The 23,743-nt window shown below is 70.7% G+C and carries 18 protein-coding genes; 12 read left to right on the plus strand and 6 right to left on the minus strand.

The genetic code is table 11. The features are described from left to right. Positions 1-5: 5 nt before the first annotated feature. Positions 6-1,307, minus strand: a complete 1,302-nt coding sequence (locus ACFYW7_RS05505; RefSeq protein ID WP_389498094.1) for an MFS transporter — start codon at positions 1,305-1,307, stop codon at positions 6-8. Between the two features lie 277 nt (positions 1,308-1,584). On the opposite strand from ACFYW7_RS05505, the gene aroQ reads away from it, so the two are divergent. Continuing rightward, complete coding sequence (gene aroQ / locus ACFYW7_RS05510; protein WP_389498096.1) at positions 1,585-2,058, plus strand: type II 3-dehydroquinate dehydratase; 474 nt, start codon at positions 1,585-1,587, stop codon at positions 2,056-2,058. 308 nt (positions 2,059-2,366) lie between these two features. Here aroQ and ACFYW7_RS05515 read toward each other — a convergent pair whose 3' ends face one another. Beyond that, complete coding sequence (locus ACFYW7_RS05515) at positions 2,367-3,023, minus strand: MBL fold metallo-hydrolase (protein ID WP_389498098.1); 657 nt, start codon at positions 3,021-3,023, stop codon at positions 2,367-2,369. Between the two features lie 9 nt (positions 3,024-3,032). Beyond that, positions 3,033-3,722, minus strand: coding sequence for a maleylpyruvate isomerase family mycothiol-dependent enzyme (locus tag ACFYW7_RS05520; protein WP_389498100.1), 690 nt, complete (start codon positions 3,720-3,722; stop codon positions 3,033-3,035). Positions 3,723-3,945: 223 nt separating this feature from the next. Here ACFYW7_RS05520 and uvrA point away from each other — a divergent pair, with 223 nt between their 5' ends. Next, a complete protein-coding gene (gene uvrA, locus ACFYW7_RS05525) occupies positions 3,946-6,981 on the plus strand; it encodes an excinuclease ABC subunit UvrA (RefSeq protein WP_389498102.1) in 3,036 nt (1,011 codons plus the stop codon). 239 nt (positions 6,982-7,220) lie between these two features. On the opposite strand, the gene ACFYW7_RS05530 is transcribed toward uvrA, so the two are convergent. Continuing rightward, positions 7,221-8,132: a carbohydrate kinase gene (locus ACFYW7_RS05530; RefSeq protein WP_389498104.1), complete on the minus strand. Its 912-nt coding sequence runs from the start codon at positions 8,130-8,132 to the stop codon at positions 7,221-7,223. Next, positions 8,129-9,196 carry a LacI family DNA-binding transcriptional regulator gene (locus tag ACFYW7_RS05535; protein ID WP_389498106.1) on the minus strand — a complete coding sequence of 356 codons (1,068 nt, stop codon included), beginning with the start codon at positions 9,194-9,196 and terminating at the stop codon, positions 8,129-8,131. The genes ACFYW7_RS05530 and ACFYW7_RS05535 overlap by 4 nt, the downstream gene beginning before the upstream one ends. Before the next feature lie 246 nt (positions 9,197-9,442). Here ACFYW7_RS05535 and ACFYW7_RS05540 point away from each other — a divergent pair, with 246 nt between their 5' ends. After that, on the plus strand, positions 9,443-9,871 hold the full coding sequence (locus tag ACFYW7_RS05540) for a Rieske (2Fe-2S) protein (protein WP_389498108.1): 429 nt from the start codon (positions 9,443-9,445) through the stop codon (positions 9,869-9,871). Between the two features lie 59 nt (positions 9,872-9,930). On the opposite strand, the gene ACFYW7_RS05545 is transcribed toward ACFYW7_RS05540, so the two are convergent. Beyond that, a complete protein-coding gene (locus ACFYW7_RS05545) occupies positions 9,931-10,878 on the minus strand; it encodes a hypothetical protein (RefSeq protein WP_389498110.1) in 948 nt (315 codons plus the stop codon). Between the two features lie 690 nt (positions 10,879-11,568). On the opposite strand from ACFYW7_RS05545, the gene uvrC reads away from it, so the two are divergent. The 9 genes from uvrC to secG all read left to right on the plus strand — a co-directional run bounded on the left by uvrC (position 11,569) and on the right by secG (position 23,638). After that, a complete protein-coding gene (gene uvrC, locus ACFYW7_RS05550; protein WP_389498112.1) occupies positions 11,569-13,737 on the plus strand; it encodes an excinuclease ABC subunit UvrC in 2,169 nt (722 codons plus the stop codon). Beyond that, on the plus strand, positions 13,734-14,753 hold the full coding sequence (rapZ, locus tag ACFYW7_RS05555; protein ID WP_389498114.1) for an RNase adapter RapZ: 1,020 nt from the start codon (positions 13,734-13,736) through the stop codon (positions 14,751-14,753). The genes uvrC and rapZ overlap by 4 nt, the downstream gene beginning before the upstream one ends. Next, positions 14,750-15,820: a uridine diphosphate-N-acetylglucosamine-binding protein YvcK gene (gene yvcK, locus ACFYW7_RS05560; RefSeq protein WP_389498116.1), complete on the plus strand. Its 1,071-nt coding sequence runs from the start codon at positions 14,750-14,752 to the stop codon at positions 15,818-15,820. Before rapZ ends, yvcK begins: the two co-directional genes overlap by 4 nt. After that, entirely contained in the window at positions 15,811-16,800 is a 990-nt protein-coding gene (whiA, locus tag ACFYW7_RS05565) for a DNA-binding protein WhiA (protein ID WP_389498118.1), read from the plus strand. Before yvcK ends, whiA begins: the two co-directional genes overlap by 10 nt. A 189-nt stretch (positions 16,801-16,989) precedes the next feature. Further along, a complete protein-coding gene (locus ACFYW7_RS05570) occupies positions 16,990-19,947 on the plus strand; it encodes a M14 family zinc carboxypeptidase (protein ID WP_389498120.1) in 2,958 nt (985 codons plus the stop codon). A 191-nt stretch (positions 19,948-20,138) separates the two neighbouring features. Further along, positions 20,139-21,149, plus strand: coding sequence for a type I glyceraldehyde-3-phosphate dehydrogenase (gene gap / locus ACFYW7_RS05575; protein WP_389498122.1), 1,011 nt, complete (start codon positions 20,139-20,141; stop codon positions 21,147-21,149). A gap of 160 nt (positions 21,150-21,309) precedes the next feature. After that, positions 21,310-22,521, plus strand: a complete 1,212-nt coding sequence (locus tag ACFYW7_RS05580) for a phosphoglycerate kinase (RefSeq protein WP_389498125.1) — start codon at positions 21,310-21,312, stop codon at positions 22,519-22,521. 5 nt (positions 22,522-22,526) lie between these two features. After that, a complete protein-coding gene (gene tpiA, locus ACFYW7_RS05585) occupies positions 22,527-23,303 on the plus strand; it encodes a triose-phosphate isomerase (protein WP_389498127.1) in 777 nt (258 codons plus the stop codon). Between the two features lie 104 nt (positions 23,304-23,407). Further along, positions 23,408-23,638, plus strand: coding sequence for a preprotein translocase subunit SecG (gene secG, locus ACFYW7_RS05590; protein ID WP_366699331.1), 231 nt, complete (start codon positions 23,408-23,410; stop codon positions 23,636-23,638). Positions 23,639-23,743: the final 105 nt, after the last annotated feature.

Here is a 23,743-nt window from a genome sequence, read left to right on the forward strand (position 1 = left end):
GGCCGTCACTCGGTGGCCGGTACGACTGTCGGACGAGGCACTGGCCGGGTCTCCGGCAGCAGCGCGAAACAACCGAGGCTCAGCAGTGCGATCCCCGTCAGATAGGCGGCGACGCCCCAGGGCACGCGATCCCCGCGCGCCACCGCCGTCGCCACGATCGGGGTGAGCGCGCCCCCGAGGACGCCGCCCAGGTTGTACCCGACCGCCGCGCCCGTGCAGCGCACCCGTGGTTCGTACAGCTCCGGGAGATACGCGGCGATCACCGCGAACATGGTGATGAACGCGATCAGAGCCACCAGGAAGCCCAGGAACATCAGCAGGGGCTCGCCCGTCGACAGCAGCCCGATCATCGGGAACATCCACAGCGCGGCGCCCGCGCAGCCGGCCATGCACAGCGGCCGCCGCCCGTAGCGATCGCCCAGCAGGGCGACCACAGGCGTCAGACAGCCCTTCACCACCACGGCGGCCATGATGCAGGTCAGCATGACGGTGCGGCTCACGTCGAGCTGCTCCACGCCGTAGGCGAGTGCCCAGGTCGTCACCGCGTAGAACACGGCGTATCCGACGGCGAGTCCGCCGGCCGTCAGCAGGACGAGCCGCCAGTGGTCGCGCACCACCTCGGCGAGCGGCACGCGCGCGCGGTCCCCCAACTCCAGGAACCGGGGACTCTCCACGAGCGAACCGCGCAGCCACAGCCCCGCCACCGCGAGCACCCCCGCCGCCCAGAACGGAACCCGCCACCCCCATGCCGCGAACTGAGCGTCGGACAGTGTCACCGACAGCGCCAGCATCACGCCGTTGGCCAGTACGAACCCGAGGGAGGGGCCGATCTGGGGGAAGCTCGACCACAAGCCGCGCCGCTCGGCGGGCGCGTGCTCGACCGTCAGCAGCACGGCCCCTCCCCACTCGCCGCCGAGGCCGAGCCCCTGCAGGAAACGCAGCACCAGAAGGAGCACGGGGGCAGCGACACCGATGCGGTCGTACGTCGGGACGCAGCCGACGGCGACGGTCGCGGAGCCGGTCAGCAGCAGCGAGGCGATCAGAACCGGCCGCCGCCCGCGCCGGTCCCCGATGTGCCCGAACAGCACCGAGCCCAGCGGACGGGCGACGAAACCGATACCGAACGTCCCGAACGCCGCCAGCGTCCCGGCCAGCGGTGAGAACGTCGGGAAGAAGAGCGGCCCGAGAACCAGCGCAGCCGCCGTCCCGTAGACGAAGAAGTCGTAGAACTCGATGGCCGTCCCGGCGAGCGACGCGGCCGCGAGCCGCAGCATGGAGGGTGCCCTTACGGTGCGTACGTCGTGCATGCCGGATCAACTACCCACAGTGATCGGGGTTACGGGGGCGCCCGGGAGCGCGGCGTGTGTCAGCCGGTGACGGTGATGCGCCGGGCCGGGCCGCCGGCGCGGACGATCGCTCCGTGTGTGGGGGGGCGACGGTCTGCGGATCGGCGATCGCCGTGGGGACGTCGTCGGCCCGTTCCCGGTGAGAGGGTGCGAGCCGTCACCCTGACGAGGCAGCGTGATAGACCGGGTCCGAGCAGCGGTCCTGACGGGCCGGCAGACCCGAAGGACCGGAGGAAACGTGCCCCGCACCCTCGCCAACGCCCCGATCATGATTCTCAACGGGCCCAACCTGAACCTCCTCGGGCAGCGGCAGCCGGAGATCTACGGCTCCGACACGCTCGCGGACGTGGCGGCGCTGTGCGCCGAGGCGGCGACGGCGCACGGCGGAACGGTCGACTTCCGGCAGTCCAACCACGAGGGCGAGCTGGTGGACTGGATCCACGAGGCCCGGCTCAACCACGCCGGAATCGTGATCAACCCGGCCGCCTACTCGCACACTTCCGTCGCCATCCTGGATGCGCTCAACACCTGTGACGGACTTCCTGTGGTGGAGGTGCACATCTCCAACATCCACCAGCGCGAGGAGTTCCGGCACCACTCGTACGTCTCGTTGCGGGCCGACGGAGTCATCGCGGGCTGTGGCGTCCAGGGGTACGCGTTCGCCGTGGACCGGGTGGCGACGCTCGCGGGCACGGGACGGGCCGACACCTGACCGTCGAGGTGCGCGCCGGACGGCTGGAGGGAGCGGGGACGCGGGGCACGGACCTCCCGCGTCGACGGTCCGGCCGCCGGGCGTGAACGGCCGGAGAGTCGGGCGGGCCGGGGCCGCCGGCCGAGGACGGGGGACGACGGGCCGACGGGCCGACGGTCCCACCGCACAGGAGCCGTCATCCCGTGCGGGCAGCCTTCAGTGGACTGCACCGCTGACGGACCGGGGAGCGCGCGCGGGACACCGGCGCGTGCGGCCGGTTCACACGGGGCGCGTGCCCGAGGCGCCGCGCCCCGTGTGCCGGACCGCGATCACCACCCTCGGGCGTGCCACTCCGGCAGGTGCGGGCGCTCGGCGCCCAGCGTCGTGTCGTTGCCGTGGCCGGGGTAGACCCAGGTCTCGTCCGGCAGTACGTCGAAGATCCGGGTCTCGACGTCGTGGATGAGGCTGGCGAAAGCCGCCGCGTCCTTGAACGTGTTGCCCACCCCGCCCGGGAAGAGGCAGTCACCGGTGAACACGTGCGGGTGACCGTGCGGGTCGTCGTAGACGAGGGCGATCGAGCCCGGCGTGTGCCCGACCAGATGCCGGGCGGTGAGTTCCACGTTCCCCACCTTGACCGTGTCGCCGTCCTGGAGGGGGACGTCGGTCGGCACCGGGATGCCGTCGGCGTCGTGCAGGCCCGCGTAGGTGCGCGCGCCGGTGGCGGCCACGACCTCGGCGAGCGCCTGCCAGTGGTCGCCGTGCCGATGGGTGGTGACGACGGACGCGATGCCGTCGTCACCGATCAGGGTGAGCAGGGTCGAGGCGTCGTTCGCCGCGTCGATCAGGAGTTGCTCGTCGGTGGCCCGGCAGCGCAGCAGATAGGCGTTGTTGTCCATCGGGCCGACCGCGACCTTGGAGATCATCAGGTTCTGCAGCTCGTGCACGTCGGCAGGGCCGCCGACCTTCACCGCTCCGCTGTACGTCATGACGGCAGCCTATAGCGGAGGAAGAGCCGGAAGGGGGCCGCCGTCGACGGTCAGGCCGGTGCCGTCGCGGCGGCCGCAGAGCCAGCCGAGCAGATCGGCCGCCGAGCCCCGGACCGCGACTGGCCCGCCCTCGGCGCCCCCGCCCGTGGTCCACAGCCGGCCGTCGCCGGTGTTCAGCGCGGTCGAGGGCACGTCCTTGTGGCCGCCGAACCGCTCCGCGAGGAAGTCGATCTCCCGGGTGACGAACTCCTCCGGCAGGTCCTCGAGCTCGTATCCGATGCCCAGGTCCACATGGTGCAGATCCACCTCGACCCACCGCCGGAACGGCACGCGGGCGGCGGAGTCCGTGACGCCGTTGCGCAGCTCGACCGTGCGGGACCAGTCCGCGGGAGCCGCTCCTGTCTCCTCGAAGCGCGCCGCGCTCTCGCGCAGGTCCGCCAGCTGTACGTCCAGGGGGCGCGGGGCGTCCCGCTCGATGTCGGCGTCCCGGGTGCTCGCGGAGGCGTACATGGGGCGCCCCTCCAGGACGTTCGCCAGGGCGTCCGCGTTGCGGGCCACGTGGGCGAGGACGTGCCCACGGCTCCAGCCGGGAAGCCGTGACGGCTCGGCCACGGAGGCGTTGTCCAGTTCGGCGGCCGCTGCGAGCAGCCGCTCCGTCGCGTCACGTACAGACGCCAGGTCGCGCACATGATCAATCATGAGGTCGACCCTAGCCCTGCCACACGTTCGGGTGAAGGTGGTCGGCCACCCCCGCAAATCGAATGCACGTGCTATACGCTCGGCGGTGGCGTCGGGCATGCTGGATGGTCCGGGATTGTTGTGAACCAGGGAAAGCAACCGGCGCTGTCAGTGGCTCCCCCTAGTCTGAGAAGACGGGGGCCTGCGGCCCCTGTCACTTCTCTCAAGAAAGGTGCGGACCGGCGTGGCCGACCGTCTCATCGTCCGTGGAGCGCGCGAGCACAACCTGAAGAATGTCTCGCTCGACCTCCCGCGCGACTCGCTCATCGTCTTCACGGGCCTGTCGGGGTCGGGCAAGTCCTCCCTCGCCTTCGACACGATCTTCGCCGAGGGCCAGCGGCGGTACGTGGAGTCCCTGTCCTCGTACGCCCGGCAGTTCCTCGGCCAGATGGACAAGCCGGACGTGGACTTCATCGAAGGTCTCTCCCCGGCCGTCTCCATCGACCAGAAGTCGACCTCGCGCAACCCGCGCTCGACGGTCGGCACCATCACCGAGGTCTACGACTACCTCAGGCTGCTGTTCGCCCGTATCGGCAAACCGCACTGTCCCGAGTGCCGCCGTCCCATCTCCCGCCAGTCGCCGCAGGCCATCGTCGACAAGGTCCTGGAGCTCCCGGAGGGGAGCCGCTTCCAGGTCCTGTCGCCGCTGGTGCGCGAGCGCAAGGGCGAGTTCGTCGACCTCTTCGCCGACCTCCAGACCAAGGGGTACAGCCGTGCCCGGGTCGACGGCGAGACGATCCAGCTCAGCGAGCCGCCGACGCTGAAGAAGCAGGAGAAGCACACCATCGAGGTGGTCATCGACCGCCTCACGGTGAAGGACTCCGCCAAGCGCCGCCTCACCGACTCCGTGGAGACCGCCCTCGGCCTGGCCGGCGGCATGGTCGTACTCGACTTCGTGGACCTCCCCGAGAACGACCCCGAGCGCGAGCGCATGTACTCGGAGCACCTGTACTGCCCGTACGACGACCTGTCCTTCGAGGAGCTGGAGCCCCGCTCCTTCTCCTTCAACTCGCCCTTCGGCGCCTGCCCCGAGTGCACCGGCATCGGCACGCGCATGGAGGTCGACCCCGAGCTGATCGTCCCGGACGAGGACAAGTCCCTGGACGAGGGCGCCATCCACGCCTGGTCGCACGGCCACACCAAGGACTACTTCGGCCGGCTGATCGGCGCCCTCGCCGACGCGCTGGGGTTCCGCACCGACATCCCCTTCGCGGGTCTGCCGCAGCGCGCCAAGAAGGCCCTGCTCCACGGCCACAAGACGCAGATCGAGGTCCGCTACCGCAACCGCTACGGGCGGGAGCGCGTGTACACCACGCCCTTCGAGGGAGCCGTCCCGTTCGTCAAGCGGCGCCACAGCGAGTCCGAGAGCGACGCCAGCCGCGAGCGCTTCGAGGGCTACATGCGCGAGGTGCCCTGCCCCACCTGTCAGGGCACGCGCCTGAAGCCGCTCGTTCTCGCGGTCACCGTGATGGAGAAGTCCATCGCCGAGGTCGCCGCCATGTCCATCAGCGACTGCGCGGACTTCCTGGGCAAGCTCAAGCTCAACGCCCGCGACAAGAAGATCGCCGAGCGCGTCCTGAAGGAGGTCAACGAACGACTGCGCTTCCTGGTCGACGTCGGCCTCGACTACCTGTCGCTGAACCGCGCGGCCGGCACCCTGTCCGGCGGCGAGGCCCAGCGCATCCGGCTGGCCACCCAGATCGGCTCCGGACTCGTCGGCGTCCTGTACGTCCTCGACGAGCCCTCCATCGGCCTGCACCAGCGTGACAACCACCGGCTGATCGAGACCCTCGTCCGCCTCCGCGACATGGGCAACACGCTCATCGTCGTCGAGCACGACGAGGACACCATCAAGGTCGCCGACTGGGTCGTCGACATCGGCCCCGGCGCGGGAGAGCACGGCGGCAAGGTCGTGCACAGCGGTCCCTTGAAGGAACTGCTCGCCAACCCCGAGTCGCTGACCGGCCAGTACCTGTCGCGCAAGAAGGAGATCGCGACCCCGGACGTCCGCCGCCCCACCGACCCGAGCCGCAGGCTCACGGTGCACGGCGCCCGTGAGAACAACCTCCGGGACATCGACGTGTCCTTCCCGCTGGGTGTCCTCACGGCCGTCACCGGCGTATCGGGTTCCGGCAAGTCGACCCTGGTCAACGACATCCTCTACACGCACCTGGCCCGTGAGCTGAACGGCGCGAGGAACGTACCGGGGCGGCACACCCGGGTGGAGGGCGACGACCTCGTCGACAAGGTCGTGCACGTCGACCAGTCGCCCATCGGCCGTACGCCCCGCTCCAACCCGGCGACGTACACCGGAGTCTTCGACCACGTCCGCAGGCTGTTCGCCGAGACGACCGAGGCGAAGGTGCGGGGTTATCTGCCCGGCCGTTTCTCCTTCAACGTCAAGGGCGGCCGCTGCGAGAACTGCTCCGGCGACGGCACCATCAAGATCGAGATGAACTTCCTGCCGGACGTGTATGTCCCCTGCGAGGTCTGCCACGGGGCGCGCTACAACCGGGAGACCCTGGAGGTCCACTACAAGGGCAAGTCCATCTCCGAGGTCCTGGACATGCCGATCGAGGAGGCGCTCGGCTTCTTCGAGGCGGTGCCGGCGATCGCCCGCCACCTCAGGACCCTCAACGACGTCGGCCTCGGGTACGTCCGGCTCGGTCAGTCCGCGCCGACGCTGTCCGGCGGTGAGGCCCAGCGCGTCAAGCTCGCCAGCGAGCTCCAGAAGCGCTCCACCGGCCGCACCGTCTACGTACTCGACGAGCCGACCACCGGTCTGCACTTCGAGGACATCAGCAAGCTCATCACGGTGCTGTCCGGCCTGGTCGACAAGGGCAACACGGTCATCGTCATCGAGCACAACCTCGATGTCATCAAGACCGCGGACTGGGTCATCGACATGGGCCCCGAGGGTGGCAACGGCGGCGGTCTCGTGATCGCCGAGGGCACCCCCGAGGAGGTGGCCGGTGTCCCGGCCAGCCACACCGGCAAGTTCCTGCGCGACGTGCTCGGCGCCGACCGGATCAGCGACGCCGCTTCCGTGAAGGCACCGCGCAGGACGGCCGCCAAGAAGACGGTCGCGGCCGGGACGGCGGCCAAGAAGACGGCCACCAGGACCGTCGACGGCACGGCCGCCAAGAAGACGGCCGCGGCCAAGAAGACCGCCACGAAGTCGACGGCGGCCAAGAAGACCACGCGGGCTCGCAAGGCCTGACTCCATCGGTCCGGCGCGCCTGTCCGTCCGATCGGACGGCCTCGAGGACCCACGCCGACGAAGCACCCGGGCAGGCGAGGCCCCGGACCTCGCGCCGCACCGCGCCCCACGGAACGTTCCCGTGGGGCGCGGTGCGTCGAGGGACCGGTCGCCGCCGCCACGGGTCGGGGGTATCGCGGGGCGGGAAGCGGGAAGCGGGAAGCGGGAAGCGGGAAGCGGGAAGCGGGTGTCGGGTGGTGCTATCCGTCGCCGAGTTCCGAGGCGTACGGCGGTTCGGCTCCGGCGCGGGAACAGGTGACGGCCGCCGCGCGGGCCGCGAAGCGCAGGAGGTCGGTCCAGTCCCGGGGGCCCAGTCCCTGAGCCGCGGCCGGGGAGAGGGCGTCGCGCGCGGCCAGGCCGTGCAGCAGGGCCGCGTTCACGGTGTCACCGGCACCGATGGTGTCCACGACGTCGACCGGCTCACCGGGCACGGAGTGGACCGAGCCGTCCCGGGTGAACGCGGTGAGACCGTCGCCGCCCTGGGTGATCACGACGGCCGAGGGGCCGGCGGCCAGCCACTCGCGCGGGGTGCCGCCGAGCCAGCGGGCGTCCTCCTCGGAGAGTTTGAGCAGGGACACCGACGGCAGCCAGCTCCTGAACCGGGCACGGTAGGCGTCCGGGTCGGGGATCAGTCCGGCACGGATGTTCGGGTCGAGCGCCGTGAAGACGCCCTGCGCGGCCGCGACCCGCATCAGCTCCTCGTAGGCGCTCGCGCCCGGTTCGAGCACGAGGGAGCAGGTACCGAAGGACACCGCCCGCACGGTGCCGGGGAGCCGGTCCGGGGCCGAGAAGAGGCGGTCCGCCGTGCCCTCCACGTAGAAGGAGTACGCGGCGGAGCCGTCCGTTCCGATCGTGGCGACGGCCAGGGTCGTCGGCTCGGCGCCGCGCTGCACGGCCGAGACGTCGACTCCCGCGTCACGCAGTCCGTCGAGGAGGGCCTCGCCGAACGCGTCGCGCGAGACACGGGAGCGGAAGGCCGTGGGGGAGCCGAGGCGGCCGAGTGCCACCGCCGTGTTGTAGGGGCCACCGCCGAGACGGGGCAGCAGGCCCGCCAGGGCACCCGCGCCCTGTGGCACCAGATCGATCAGGGCCTCACCGGCGACGACGATCACGAAGCGGTTCCTTTCCTCGGTGACTCCGGGGTTCCCGGGCGTGCGCGGTCCTCGGGGCAGCCGCACGAGGTGCGGTGGACGAAGGCGGAGGGCAGCCGGACGGTGCGGCTCGCGCGGCGCGGTGACGCCAGCCGCTCCAGGAGCAGCCGGACGGCCTTCGCGCCGATCTCCCTGCCGGGCCGGGCGATCACCGTGAGCCGGGGGGTGAACAGCTCGGCCCAGGAGAAGTCGCCGAAGCAGCACAGCGCCACGTCACCCGGAACGGACAGGCCCCGCGCGCGCAGGGCCCGCAGTACGCCGACGGTCATGGTGTGGTCGGCGGTGACCAGCGCGCCGGGCGGCGCCCCGAGGTCCAGCAGCCGGTGGGCGGCCTCCTCGGCGGTCTCCGCCCGCGAGCCGCCGAGCGCCACGAGCCGTTCGTCGTAGGGGAGCCCGGCGCCCGCGAGGCCGTGCCGGTAACCGGTGATCCGCTCGGCCGTCGTGCCGAGTCCGGGCAGGCCCGCGACCAGTCCGATACGCCGGTGTCCCCGTTCGGCGAGGTGGGTGACGAGGCTCGCCATGGGGCCGGTGTTCTCGGCGCACACCTGGTCGTGGCGGAAGCCGCTGCCGGCGGGAGGTTCCACGATCCGGTCCAGCAGGACGGTGGGTACGTCGTGCCGGCCGAGATGGCGCAGGAGGGCGTCCGGGGTCGCCGACGGCGCGATGATCATTCCGTCCACGCGGCGTTCGTGCAGCACCCGGGCGACCTCGAGTTCGTGCTCCGGGTCGTCGTGGGGATCGCTGACCAGCAGGCTGTAGCCGTGCTCCAGGGCACCGGCCTCGACGCCCTGGAGGAGTTCCGTGAAGTACGGGTCGCCGGTCGCCGGCACCGCGAACCCGATGGACCGGGTACGGGAGGTGACGAGCGAACGGGCGAGGGTGTTGGGTGTGTAGCCCAGCTCGTCGACGGCGTCGAGAACGGCCTGACGTGTCCCCGGCAGCACCGGCCGTGTGTCGTTGAGGACGTGCGAGACGGTCGCGATGGACACGCCGGCCCGCCGGGCCACATCGGCCATCGTCGCCATGGCGCCCCTCTCCTGGATCCCCGGCGCTCGCGCCGGTACGGAACCTGGCCGTTCGCCTGCGAACGTATCCCGTCCGACGGTGACGTAAACGCTTACGCACGGGTTTGCGCAAGCGTTTACGTCCGTGGCCCCGCGAGGCTGACCCCGCGTGGAATGGATGGTTCTGTGCCGGTATGGTCAACGCGCGGCATCCCGTGCCGTGCCCGGCGGAATCACCGCGAAACCGCCTCGACCAGGGGAGACGCCATGTCCGGCCGTCCGTCAGCGAGTCGTCGTACCGTCCTGCGGGGGGCGGCGCTCACTCCGGTCGCCGGGCTCGGCCTCGCTGCGTGCTCCGGCGGCGACGGAGGAGGCGGAGCCCCCGCCACGCCGACCGCCCCCGTCGTCCTGGGCGCCGCGAGCGAGGTCTCCAAGGGTGGCGCTCAGCTGTACCTGGACGAGAACGTCGTGGTCAGCCGCGCCGAGAACGGTTCCCTCAAGGCCTTCAGCTCGATCTGCACCCATGCCGGGTGCGCGATCAACAAGCTGACGGGCACGACGCTCGTGTGCCCGTGCCACGGCAGCGAGTTCGACGCCATGACGGGCGCGGTGCTGCGGGAGCCTGCCACCGTGCCGCTCCACGACCTGGCCGTCGAGACGAAGGCCGGGAAGATCGTCGCGGGGCCCGGCGCCTGAGCGGGCGCCGGATCAGGACCGGGACCGGACTGGCCGACGCGCCGCGACCGGGCGGACGGTCACTCCCAGTCCCATCCGATCCCCACGATCCCCGACCGCACACGCGGCTCGACCAGGTGCACGGAGTGATGACGTCCGCTCAGGGCCAGTTCCTGGCGGCCGCTGCGCGGCGCGGCCGCCGAGTGCTGGGTGAAGCGGTGGCAGCGTACGGGCAGCGCGTTCTCGGCGAAGTGCACCTGGAGCGCGTACTGTCCGCCGGCGAAGCCGAACCCTCGGACGTACTCGCTGGACGAACCGGCCGTGCCGTCCTCGAAGCCGTAGCGGAAGAGGAACGTATCGCCTGCCCGCAGCCGGATGTCGAAGAGCAGTTCGGCGACGAGCACCCCCGTGTCGCGGTGCCAGCGGACCCGGCCCGTACGGCAGTTCTCCAGAGCCCGCACCGCCGTACGCTCCGGCGCGCAGCCAGGGTCACCGTGGTGGATGGCCATATAGCGGTCCACACCGTCCTTGTGGGCGCGCACTATGTGGTGCGACTCCCGGCCGAGCAGTTGGCGATCGGCGCCTATGCGGACCCGCTCGTGATGGCCGATCGTGTGCAGGCCGCCGTCGACCGGTGAATCCAGCTCGGCCAGCAGTCGTTCGAGAACGCTGGACGCCTCCACCAGGGAGCGGTAGGACCGCCCCGCCGGACGCTGTGGACCCATGTGTTCCTCGGCCTTGGCCAGCAGCCTGATCAGTGACTCGTCCGGCAGTTGGAGGATCTCCTCCAGGGCGCGAACGGCCCGCAGCGACTCGGGCCGCTGCGGGCGCCGGGCGCCCTGCTGCCAGTAACTCAGGCTCGTCACCCCGACCTTGACGCCGTAGCGCGACAGATGATGCTGGACGCGTTGCAGCGGCAGGCCGCGGGCGGTGATCGCGGCGCGCAGTGCGACATGGAAGGGGCCGCCCCGCAGGGCCGTCTCCAGTTCCGCCGTGGCGACGTCCGCGTGCTGTGTGCCGTGCCGCATGCAGGGGCCTTTCTGTGGAGGTTCACTACGGCTGGTCAGGCCGTTCGTGCGGGTTGTCGGGGCCGCCCGTGAGCGCGCGGGGGCTGTCCACCCGCGGGTTTCGCCGTTCACGCCCCGAGTTCCCCCGCATTGAAGCGTGTTGACCAAGTCCCGACAACACCTGATGCTCAACATGCCTCGTCGCAGCCCTGGAGGCGCTCCGTCGCCGTTCGTCCCCGTCCAGGAGCGAACGCGATGCGCCCGACGCCGACGAGGTGCCGCCCTCGCCGCGGTCCCGGCCGCTCCGGGCGCCGCCCCGGCGACCGTGGCGGGCGGACGCGCGGACGATCACCCCGGTGACCGACCGCGAGGGGCCGGAACAGGCGGTGCCGACCGGAGTCGATCCCCTCGGTGGGACGGTGTCCGCGACGGCCGGCGGGGGAGCCCTCGTCGCGCTCGTCCCGAGCGTCCCGCGGGCCCTGCGCCGAGGCCGGGGCCGAGCCCGCGAGGGGGCACCCGTCGCGGGGCCCGTCCGGGGCGCTCCGGACGGGCCCAGTCGCCGGTCGGGCGTCGGTCGGCCGCGGTTTGGCGTCGGCCGTACTCCGGCGGGCCGACCTTCCCGGAGCCGCGGCCGTGCGGTCCCCGGGCCTGTGTCCACAGGCGGGCCGGGAGCCGACCGCGCTGTCGGCCCGCGCCAGTAGGGTGTGTGACATGGCCGACCCCTCCAGCTACCGCCCCAAGCCGGGACAGATCCCGGACTCTCCCGGGGTGTACCGGTTCCGCGACGAGCACCGCCGGGTGATCTACGTCGGAAAGGCGAAGAGCCTGCGCCAACGCCTGGCGAGCTACTTCCAGGACCTGGCGAACCTCCACCCGCGCACCCGCACCATGGTCACCACGGCCTCGTCCGTGGAGTGGACGGTCGTGTCCACGGAGGTCGAGGCCCTTCAGCTGGAGTACTCCTGGATCAAGGAGTACGACCCCCGGTTCAACGTCAAGTACCGCGACGACAAGAGCTATCCCTACCTCGCGGTGACGATGAACGAGGAGTTCCCGCGGGTGCAGGTGATGCGCGGCCAGAAGAAGAAGGGCGTGCGCTACTTCGGCCCCTACGGGCACGCGTGGGCCATCCGCGACACCGTGGACCTGCTGCTGCGCGTCTTCCCGGTCCGCACCTGTTCCGCGGGCGTCTTCAAGAACGCCTCCCGCACCGGCCGCCCCTGCCTCCTCGGCTACATCGGGAAGTGCTCCGCCCCCTGCGTCGGACGGGTCCCGGCCGAGGAGCACCGCGAGCTGGCCGAGGAGTTCTGCGACTTCATGGCAGGACGTACGGGGACGTACATCCGCCGTCAGGAACAGCAGATGGCGGCCGCGGCCGAGGAGATGGAGTACGAGCGCGCGGCCCGGCTGCGCGACGACATCGTGGCCCTGAAGAAGGCCATGGAGAAGAGCGCGGTGGTGCTCGCCGACGCGACCGACGCCGACCTCATGGCCGTCGCCGAGGACGAGCTGGAAGCCGCCGTGCAGATCTTCCACGTGCGCGGCGGCCGCGTGCGGGGCCAGCGCGGCTGGGTCACGGACAAGGTCGAGGCGGTCACCACGGGCGACCTGGTGGAACACGCGCTCCAGCAGCTCTACGGAGAGGAGACGGGCGACTCCGTCCCCAAGGAAGTGCTCGTCCCGGCGCTGCCCGAGCCGGTGGAGCCCGTCCAGGAGTGGCTCACCGCGCGCCGCGGGTCGAACGTGTCGCTGCGCATCCCGCAGCGCGGCGACAAGAAGGCGCTCATGGAGACCGTGCAGCGCAACGCGCTCCAGGCACTCGCCCTGCACAAGACCAAGCGGGCCTCCGACCTGACCACGCGCTCCCGCGCCCTGGAGGAGATCGCCGAGGCGCTCGATCTGGACAGTGCGCCCCTGCGGATCGAGTGCTACGACATCTCGCACCTCCAGGGCGACGACGTGGTGGCCTCGATGGTCGTCTTCGAGGACGGGCTCCAGCGCAAGAGCGAGTACCGGCGCTTCCAGATCAAGGGCTTCGCCGGTCAGGACGACGTCCGGTCCATGCACGAGGTGATCACCCGCCGCTTCAGGCGCTACCTCCTCGAGAAGGAGCGGACCGGGGAGTGGACGGACGGCGAGGAAGCGGCTTCGGGTGCCGCCGTCCCCGGGACGGCTGCCGACGCCCCCGGGACCGCCGCCGAGGCCGCCCTCCGCGAGGGGATCGTCCCCGAGGCCCCCGCCTCGGGCGACCCGTTCTCCGTGAGCGCCTCCTCCGAGGACGACGGCCGCCCCAAGCGCTTCGCCTACCCGCCGCAGCTCGTCGTCGTCGACGGCGGACGGCCGCAGGTGGCCGCCGCCCGGAGGGCCCTCGAAGAGCTCGGCATCGACGACATCGCCGTGTGCGGACTCGCCAAGCGCCTGGAGGAGGTGTGGCTGCCGGACGAGGACGACCCGGTGGTCCTGCCGCGCTCCAGCGAGGGTCTGTACCTGCTCCAGCGGGTCCGGGACGAGGCCCACCGCTTCGCGATCACCTACCAGCGGGCCAAGCGGGCCAAGCGCTTCAGGGCGGGCCCCCTGGACGACGTGCCGGGCCTCGGCGACTCCCGCAGGCAGGCACTGATCAAACACTTCGGTTCGGTGAAGAAGCTGCGGTCCGCGACGATCGACCAGATCTGCGAGGTTCCCGGCATAGGCCGAAAGACGGCGGAGACCATCGCCGTGGCCCTCGCCCAGGCGGCTCCGGCCGCACCCGCCGTGAACACGGCGACTGGAGAGATCATGGAAGACGACGAAGACGCGGTGCCCGGGACGACGGCGGGCCCCGCGGAGGAGCCCGTGACCGCAGGCGCCTCGGACGAGCGACGGGGGCAGGAGACATGACCGAGAACGACGCGCGTGACGCGGAACGCCTGGCGCAGGGCCAGGTGGAACACAGGGAACCGAGCGAGGATCACGCGGAGCGTGAAGCACCACGGGAAGACGGAGCACAAGTGGGTACGGGCATCGAGACCGCGGGAACCGGAGTCCTGGACGCGGCCATCCCCGAGCTGGTGATCATCTCCGGCATGTCCGGAGCCGGCCGGTCCACGGCCGCCAAGTGTCTGGAGGACCTCGGCTGGTTCGTCGTCGACAACCTGCCGCCCGCCCTGATCCCCACCATGGTGGAGCTCGGCGCCCGCTCCCAGGGCAACGTGGCACGGATCGCGGTCGTCGTCGACGTACGCGGCCGCCGGTTCTTCGACAACCTCCGCCAGTCGCTCGCCGACCTGGAGGCCAAGCAGGTCACCCGGCGGATCGTCTTCCTGGAGTCCTCCGACGAGGCCCTGGTGCGCCGCTTCGAGTCCGTGCGCCGGCCGCACCCCCTCCAGGGCGACGGCCGCATCGTGGACGGCATCGACGCCGAGCGTGAGCTGCTGCGCGAGCTGCGCGGCGACGCAGACCTGGTCATCGACACCTCCAGCCTGAACGTGCACGAGCTGCGCGCCAAGATGGACGCCCAGTTCGCGGGCGAGGAGGAGCCCGAGCTGCGGGCCACCGTCATGTCCTTCGGGTTCAAGTACGGCCTTCCCGTCGACGCCGACCTGGTCGTGGACATGCGCTTCCTGCCCAACCCGCACTGGGTCCCGGAGCTGCGCCCCTTCACCGGCCTGAACGAGGAGGTGTCGGCGTACGTCTTCAACCAGCCCGGCGCCAAGGAGTTCCTTGACCGCTACACCGAACTGCTCCAGCTCATCGCCGCCGGATACCGGCGCGAGGGCAAGCGCTACGTGACCATCGCGGTCGGCTGCACCGGCGGCAAGCACCGCTCGGTGGCGACCTCCGAGAAGCTCGCCGCCCGGCTCGCCTCCCAGGGTGTGGAGACCGTGATCGTGCATCGGGACATGGGGCGCGAGTGAGCGGACGTACCACCCTGCGGCTGAGCAGGCTGCGCCGGGAGATCCCCGGGTACCGCGCCACCCAGCCCGCCACGGCGCGCGGCGCCAAGCCGCGCCGCCGTGGCGCCCAGCCCAAGGTCGTCGCCCTGGGCGGCGGCATGGGGCTGTCCGCCTCGCTCACCGCGCTGCGCCGGATCACCGGCGACCTCACCGCCGTCGTCACCGTGGCCGACGACGGGGGCTCCAGCGGGCGCCTGCGCGACGAGCTGGGCGTCCTCCCGCCCGGCGACCTCCGCAAGGCGCTGGCGGCGCTGTGCGGCGACGACGACTGGGGCCAGACCTGGGCGCGGGTGATCCAGCACCGCTTCCAGTCCAAGGGCGACCTGCACGAACACGCGGTCGGCAACCTGCTGATCGTGGCCCTGTGGGAGCAGCTCGGCGACCACGTCCAGGCCCTCGACCTGGTCGGCAGACTGCTGGGCGCGCACGGCCGGGTGCTGCCCATGTCCGCCGTGCCCCTGGAGCTCCAGGCCCTGGTCAAGGGGCACGATCCGGACCGGCCCGAGGAGATCCGCACCGTCCGGGGCCAGGCCAACGTGGCACTCACGCCCGGCGAGGTGCAGTCCGTGCACGTCGTGCCGCGCGATCCGCCGGCCGTGCCCGAGGCCGTGGCCGCCGTCCTCGACGCGGACTGGGTGGTCCTCGGCCCCGGCTCCTGGTTCTCCTCGGTGATTCCGCATCTCATGGTGCCCGAACTCCTGGACGCCCTCATCCAGACGAAGGCCCGCCGGGTACTCTCCCTGAACCTCGCCCCGCAGCCCGGAGAAACCGAAGGGTTCTCCCCGCAGCGTCATTTGGAGGTTTTGGGACGACACGCCCCTAAACTCGCCCTGGACGTGGTGCTGGCCGACGAGGCCGCCGTGCCCGACCGCGACTCTCTCGCCGACGCCGCCCAGCGGCTCGGCGCCGCGGTCGAGCTGGCGCCGGTGGCCCGGACCGATGGATCTCCGCGGCACGACCCGGAGCTGTTGGCCGCTGCGTACGACCGTATTTTTCGGATGCATGGAAGGATCGGCCCATGGCGATGACGGCAGCGGTGAAGGATGAGATTTCCCGGCTCCCCGTCACCCGGACCTGCTGCAGGAAGGCGGAGGTCTCCGCCGTTCTGCGGTTCGCCGGCGGCCTTCACCTGGTGAGCGGCCGGATCGTGATCGAGGCGGAGCTGGACACCGCCATGGCGGCGCGCCGCCTCAAGCGGGACATTCTGGAGATCTTCGGCCACAGCTCCGAACTGATCGTGATGGCCCCCGGCGGACTGCGCCGCGGCTCGCGCTACGTCGTGCGCGTGGTCGCGGGCGGGGACCAGCTGGCCCGCCAGACCGGGCTCGTGGACGGCCGGGGGCGCCCGATCCGCGGGCTGCCGCCGCAGGTGGTCTCTGGGGCCACCTGCGACGCCGAGGCGGCCTGGCGCGGGGCGTTCCTGGCCCACGGCTCGCTCACCGAGCCCGGCCGCTCCTCCTCCCTGGAGGTGACCTGCCCGGGTCCCGAGGCCGCGCTCGCGCTGGTCGGCGCCGCCCGTCGGCTCTCGATCGCCGCGAAGGCCCGTGAGGTGCGCGGAGTGGACCGGGTGGTCGTCCGCGACGGGGACGCGATCGGCGCGCTGCTGACCCGCCTCGGCGCGCACGAGTCGGTGCTGGCCTGGGAGGAGCGGCGGATGCGCCGCGAGGTCCGCGCCACCGCGAACCGGCTCGCCAACTTCGACGACGCCAATCTGCGCCGTTCGGCGCGCGCCGCAGTCGCCGCCGGGGCCCGCGTCCAGCGTGCCCTGGAGATCCTCGCCGACGAGGTGCCGGAGCACCTGGCCGCCGCGGGCCGGCTGCGCATGGAGCACAAGCAGGCCTCCCTGGAGGAGCTGGGCGCCCTCGCCGACCCGCCGCTGACCAAGGACGCCGTCGCGGGCCGTATCCGCCGGCTGCTGGCGATGGCCGACAAGCGGGCGCAGGACCTCGGCGTCCCCGGGACCGAGTCGAACCTGTCCGAGGAGATGGCGGACAACCTCGCGGGCTGACCGGCTTCCTCGGCACGACGTGAGAAGCGTGCGGGAGAACCTGACGGAAGGTCACCACGCCGGTGCCGAACCCCACTTGGGAGATCGGCACCGGCGTTCGTCTTCGGCGAGGCACCCTTGACTTGACCATGAAGTGTCATGAGCCTGGCATCTGTTCGCTGCTGTGGCGAACCAGTGCAAGGGGGGCTCATGAGACGAAGAGCGAGCGCGATCCTCGCTACCGGCGCGCTCCTGCTGGGCGGTGCGGCGATGGCGCCCGTCGCCCAGGCGCGGAGCGGCGGTTCACCCGGGCCCGACGCGAACGCCGTGAAGGTGTTCCGCGCGGAGGTCACGAAGCAGCAGGTACCCCTGCTGCTCGCGGCCGGCCAGGACGGTCACGAACTCGGTGACGCCACCTGGAAGAACGGCAGGAGCACCGTAGAGGTCTACGTCACCGACCAGCAGGCCCGGAAGCTGGAGAAGCAGGGCGTCGGCCTCACCGAGCACACCCTGTCCGCCAAGGCGGAGGACCGGGTCGCGGACGCCGCCCAGGGGGTCTTCCGCCCGTACAGCGGGAAGGGCAACCTCCAGGAGGAGATCGTCAGGACGGGCGAGGCCAACCCCGGGCTGACCAAGGTCGTCTCCATCGGCAAGACCGTGAACGGCCAGGACATCCTCGCGCTCAAGCTGACCAAGGGCGCGAAGAAGACCAAGGACGGCGCGAAGCCGTCGGTGCTGTACATGTCCAACCAGCACGCGCGCGAGTGGATCACGCCCGAGATGACGCGGCGGCTGATGCACTACTACCTGGACAACTACGCGACCGACAAGCGCGTCAAGAAGATCGTCGACTCCACGGAGCTGTGGTTCGTCCTGTCGGCCAACCCCGACGGCTACGACCACACGTTCCAGGACGAGGACGCCCGCCAGTGGCGCAAGAACCTGCGGGACGTCAACGGCGACGGTGTCATCTCCACCGGTGACGGCGTCGACCTCAACCGGAACTTCGCCTACAAGTGGGGCTACGACGACGAGGGATCGTCACCGAACCCCACCAGTGAGACCTACCGCGGCACGACTCCGGCCTCCGAGCCGGAGACCAAGGCGCTCGACGCCTTCGAGAAGCGCGTCGGCTTCTCGTACGGCATCAACTACCACTCCGCCGCCGAACTCCTGCTCTACGGAGTCGGCTGGCAGGTGGCGACACCGACCCCGGACGACGTGCTCTACAAGGCACTCGCCGGGACCCCCGAGAACTCGGCGGTCCCCGGGTACCACCCGCAGGTCTCCTCGGAGCTCTACACCACCAACGGCGAGGCGGACGGCCACGCGGGCAACGTCAACGGCATGGCGATGTTCACCCCCGAGATGTCGACCTGCCAGACCGTGTCCGGCCAGGACCCGGACGACGCCTGGAACGCGGCGGACTGCGCCTCCGTCTTCACCTTCCCGGACGACGAGAAGTTGATCGAGCAGGAGTTCGAGAAGAACGTCCCGTTCGCGCTCTCCGTCGCCGAGACCGCGGCCCATCCCGACCGGCCCTCCTCCTCGGTCGGCATCGACGCCCCCGACTTCACCCCGGCCGCCTTCTCGACGTCCTACTCCCGCGGCGCCGACCAGGAGGTCTCCGTCGTCGCCCGCCGGTCGGTGCGCGACAAGGAGCTCAAGTACCGGGTCAACGGCGGCCGCACGCTGGACATGGCGCTCAAGCCCTGGCAGGGCGGCGAGACCTTCGGCGGCGAGGACAACCTCTACTTCGACGAGTACCGGGCCAAGGTCAAGGACGGCAGCCCCGGCGACAAGGTCGAGGTCTGGGCCACCGGCGAGACCAGGAGCGGGAAGCCCACCGCCGGACCGCACTTCACGTACACCGTGGCCGAACGGCCCCGGGCGGACGTCCTGGTGGTCGCCGAGGAGGGCGCGACCGCCACACAGGCGCAGACGTACGTCGACGCGCTGAAGGCCAACGGCGAGAAGGCCCTCGTCTGGGACGTCGCGACCCAGGGCGCGCCGGACGCGCTCGGTGTCCTCGGCCACTTCGGGACCGTCGTCCACTACACGGGCGCCCTGCGGCCCGGCAACGCCACCCAGCTCCAGCTGCGCGCCTACCTCAACGAGGGCGGCAAGCTGGTCGAGGCGGGCGAGCTGGCCGGGGGCAGCGTCGACCTCGGCGGGGGCACCCTGTCGAACGACTTCAGCCAGTACTACCTGGGCGCCTACTCCCGTACGTCCACCCCGGGCGCGAACGGGTTCGCCGGCTCGGGCGCGCTCACCGGCGCCTCGGGAGCGCTCACCGGCGCGCCCGGCAACCCGCTGAACGCGGCGGGCACCTACGGCGTCACCTCGGACTCGCTCTCCGCCACGCAGTACCCGCAGTTCGCCTCCAGCTCGGGCGCGGGCCAGTTCGCCGGGACGGTCAACCCGTACGGGCCCTACGCGGGCTCCTACATGGCCGCCGCGGTCCACACCGACGACGCCTACAAGCGCCTCACCCGCACCATCGACCTCACCGGTGTCTCGGCCGCCGACAAGCCGACCCTCCGTTCCCAGATCCTGTGGGACACCGAACCCGGCTACGACCACGCGATCGTCGAGGTCCACACGACCGGGGCCGAGGACTGGACCACGCTTCCCGAGGCGGGCGGGGCCACCTCGGCGACCGTTCCCACCGAGTGCGAGGCCGCCTTCCTCGCCAGGGAACACCCGTGGATCAAGCACTACCTGACCGTGAACACCGGAGGCTGCGCCGCCACCGGCACCAGCGGCGCGTGGAACAGCTTCACCGGCGCCTCCAGCGGCTGGCAGCAGGTGAACTTCGACCTGAGCGCCTACGCGGGCAAGTCGATCGAGCTCTCGTTCACCTACATCAGTGACCCGAGCTCGGGCGGCCACGGCCTGCTCGTCGACGACGCCGCCCTCGTGGTCGGCGGCACCGCGACCCAGACGGAGGGCTTCGAGTCGTCCCTCGGCGCCTGGAGCGTCCCCGGGCCGCCCGCGGGCAGCCCGGCCGTCCTGCGGGACTGGGCGCGCACGGGTGAACTCTTCAAGACGTACGGAGCGGTCACCACGGACGACTCCGTCCTGCTGGGCTTCGGCCTGGAACACGTCACCACGGCGGCCGATCGCGCGGCCCTGATCGGGAAGGCGCTCTCGGCACTGGGCGGCTGACTGTCCGTGACAATCGCATGAACAGTGCGGGCGGTCCGTACCCCTACTGGCGGGTACGGACCGCCCTGCCGTGTATGGACGTAGTCGATGTCACTCAGGAGGTCTCAGGGAGGTAGGGTCGGAGGCGGTCGGGGACATCCCATACAACTCGCCGGCAACTGAGCCGGCACACCTAACGAGGAGATCGGTTCGTGACGATCCGCGTAGGCATCAACGGCTTTGGCCGCATCGGTCGTAACTACTTCCGCGCGCTGCTGGAGCAGGGTGCTGACATCGAGATCGTGGCTGTCAACGACCTGGGTGACACCGCGACCACCGCCCACCTTCTGAAGTACGACACCATCCTGGGCCGCCTCAAGGCCGAGGTGTCGCACACCGCCGACACGATCACCGTCGACGGCCACACCATCAAGGTCCTGTCCGAGCGCAACCCCGCCGACATCCCGTGGGGCGAGCTGGGCGTCGACATCGTCATCGAGTCGACGGGCATCTTCACGAAGAAGGCCGACGCCGAGAAGCACATCGCCGGCGGCGCCAAGAAGGTCCTCATCTCGGCTCCGGCCAAGGACGAGGACATCACCATCGTGATGGGCGTCAACCAGGACAAGTACGACCCGGCGAACCACAACATCATCTCCAACGCCTCCTGCACCACGAACTGTGTGGCGCCGATGGCCAAGGTTCTCGACGAGAACTTCGGCATCGTCAAGGGCCTGATGACGACGGTTCACGCGTACACGAACGACCAGCGCATCCTGGACTTCCCGCACTCGGACCTGCGTCGCGCCCGTGCCGCCGCCGAGAACATCATCCCGACCACGACCGGTGCCGCGAAGGCCACCGCCCTGGTCCTCCCGCAGCTCAAGGGCAAGCTGGACGGCATCGCCATGCGCGTCCCGGTCCCGACCGGCTCGGCCACCGACCTGGTCGTGACGCTGCAGCGCGAGGTCACCAAGGACGAGGTCAACGCCGCGTTCAAGAAGGCCTCCGAGGACGGCGACCTCAAGGGCTTCCTGGCGTACACCGAGGACCCGATCGTCTCCTCGGACATCGTCAGCGACCCGGCCTCCTGCACCTTCGACTCCTCCCTGACCATGGTCCAGGAGGGCAACACGGTGAAGATCCTCGGCTGGTACGACAACGAGTGGGGCTACTCCAACCGCCTCGTCGACCTCACGGTCTTCGTCGGCGGCCAGCTCTAGTACCCGGAGCAGGCACCTCGATGTGAGCCAGGGCTCGGGCAGCGCGCTGCCCGAGCCCTGTGCCACGTAGTGAATCGATCGGCGTGGTCGGGCAGCCCGGTCGACCAGCCTGATCGACCAGCCCTCTCGGTACCGAAGAGCCTTCCCTAGGAGTCCCTTTATGAAGACGATCGACGAGCTTCTCGCCGAAGGCGTGGACGGCAAGCGGGTCTTCGTCCGCGCCGACCTCAACGTCCCGCTGGCCGACGGCCGCATCACCGACGACGGCCGCATCCGCGCCGTCCTCCCCACCGTCAAGGCGCTGGCCGAGGCGGGCGCCAAGGTGATCGTCGCCTCGCACCTGGGCCGCCCCAAGGGCGCCCCGGACCCGGCGTTCTCCCTCCTCCAGCCCGCCGAGCGACTGGGTGAACTGCTCGGCGCGCCGGTCGCGTTCGCGCAGGACACGGTCGGCCCCGCCGCACACGACGCGGTGAACGGCCTCGAGCCCGGCCAGGTCGCGGTCATCGAGAACCTCCGCTTCAACGCCGGCGAGACGTCCAAGGACGACGCCGAGCGCGGCGAGTTCGCCGACAGCCTCGCGGCCCTGGCCGACGTCTACGTGGGTGACGGCTTCGGCGCCGTGCACCGGGGGCACGCCTCCGTGTACGACCTCCCGGCCCGCCTGCCGCACTACGCCGGCTACCTCATCGCCACCGAGGTCGGCGTCCTGAAGAAGCTCACCGAGGACGTCCGGCGCCCCTACGTCGTCGCGCTCGGCGGCTCCAAGGTCTCCGACAAGCTCGCCGTCATCGACCAGCTGCTCGGCAAGGCCGACAAGCTGCTCATCGGCGGCGGCATGGCCTTCACCTTCCTCAAGGCCAAGGGCTACGAGGTCGGTAGCTCCCTCCTGCAGGAGGACCAGATCCCGGCCGTCACCGAGTACATGGAGCGCGCCGAGAAGCTGGGCGTCGAGCTGGTGCTCCCCGTCGACGTCGTGGTCGCCCCCGGATTCCCGGACCTGAAGGCCAAGGCGGCCACCGAGCACACGGTGGTCGACGCGGAGCGGATGCCCGAGGGTCAACTGGGCCTCGACATCGGCCCGAAGTCCGGTGCCCTGTACGCAGCCAAGCTCGCCGACGCCGAGACCGTCTTCTGGAACGGTCCCATGGGAGTCTTCGAGCACCCCGACTACGCCGAGGGCACCAAGGCGGTCGCCCAGGCCCTCGTCGAGTCCAAGGGCTTCACCGTCGTCGGTGGTGGTGACTCCGCCGCCGCGGTGCGCACCCTCGGCTTCGACGAGAACGCATTCGGCCACATCTCGACCGGTGGCGGCGCCTCCCTCGAATACCTCGAGGGCAAGACGCTCCCCGGCCTTGCCGCACTGGAGGACTGACCTAGATGAGCACGCGCACGCCGCTGATGGCGGGCAACTGGAAGATGAACCTCAACCACCTCGAGGCCATCGCCCACGTCCAGAAGCTCGCTTTCGCCTTGGCGGACAAGGACTACGAGGCCTGTGAGGTCACCGTCCTGCCGCCCTTCACCGACCTGCGCTCCGTGCAGACCCTGGTCGACGGCGACAAGCTCAAGATCAAGTACGGTGCCCAGGACCTCTCGGCGCACGACTCCGGTGCCTACACCGGCGAGATCTCCGGCGCGATGCTGGCGAAGCTGAAGTGCACGTACGTGGCCATCGGCCACTCCGAGCGCCGCCAGTACCACAACGAGACCGACGCGATCGTGAACGCCAAGGTCAAGGCCGCCTACAAGCACGGTCTGACCCCGATCCTGTGCGTGGGCGAGGAGCTGGACGTCCGCGAGGCGGGCAACCACGTCGCGCACACGCTTGCGCAGGTCGAGGGCGGTCTCGCGGACCTGCCGGCCGAGCAGGCCGAGTCCGTCGTGATCGCGTACGAGCCCGTCTGGGCCATCGGCACCGGCAAGGTCTGCGGCGCCGACGACGCCCAGGAGGTCTGCGCGGCGATCCGCGCCAAGCTCGCCGAGCTGTACTCCCAGGAGCTGGCCGACCAGGTCCGCATCCAGTACGGCGGCTCGGTGAAGTCCGGAAACGTCGCCGAGATCATGGCGAAGCCCGACATCGACGGCGCTCTGGTCGGTGGCGCGGCCCTCGACGCCGACGAGTTCGTCAAGATCGTCCGGTTCCGCGACCAGTAAGTATGCGGTAGCGGCGATTCGTCGTACCCTTGCGGGGGTCTGGTGCCGTTGCGCCGGACCCCCGTCGTCCATCCAGTTCCGAGGAAGTTGGTCCAGCCGTGGTTTTGGGGTTCTCGATCGCCCTGATCGTCTTCAGCCTGCTGCTGATGCTGCTGGTGCTGATGCACAAGGGAAAGGGCGGCGGCCTCTCCGACATGTTCGGTGGCGGCATGCAGTCGTCCGTCGGTGGTTCCTCGGTTGCCGAGCGCAACCTGGACCGCATCACTGTGGTGCTCGGTCTGCTCTGGTTCGCGTGCATCGTCGTGCTCGGCATTCTGATGAAGATCAACAACTGATCACCGGCCGACACCGGTACGACAGCACAACTGCACATTACGCAAGCACATTCCGCACGTAAGGCCCCATGTCCGGTACGCGCCCTCAGGCGCCGCCTATCATGG

The organism is Streptomyces sp. NPDC002580, from assembly GCF_042889485.1.
Classification (GTDB): domain Bacteria; phylum Actinomycetota; class Actinomycetes; order Streptomycetales; family Streptomycetaceae; genus Streptomyces.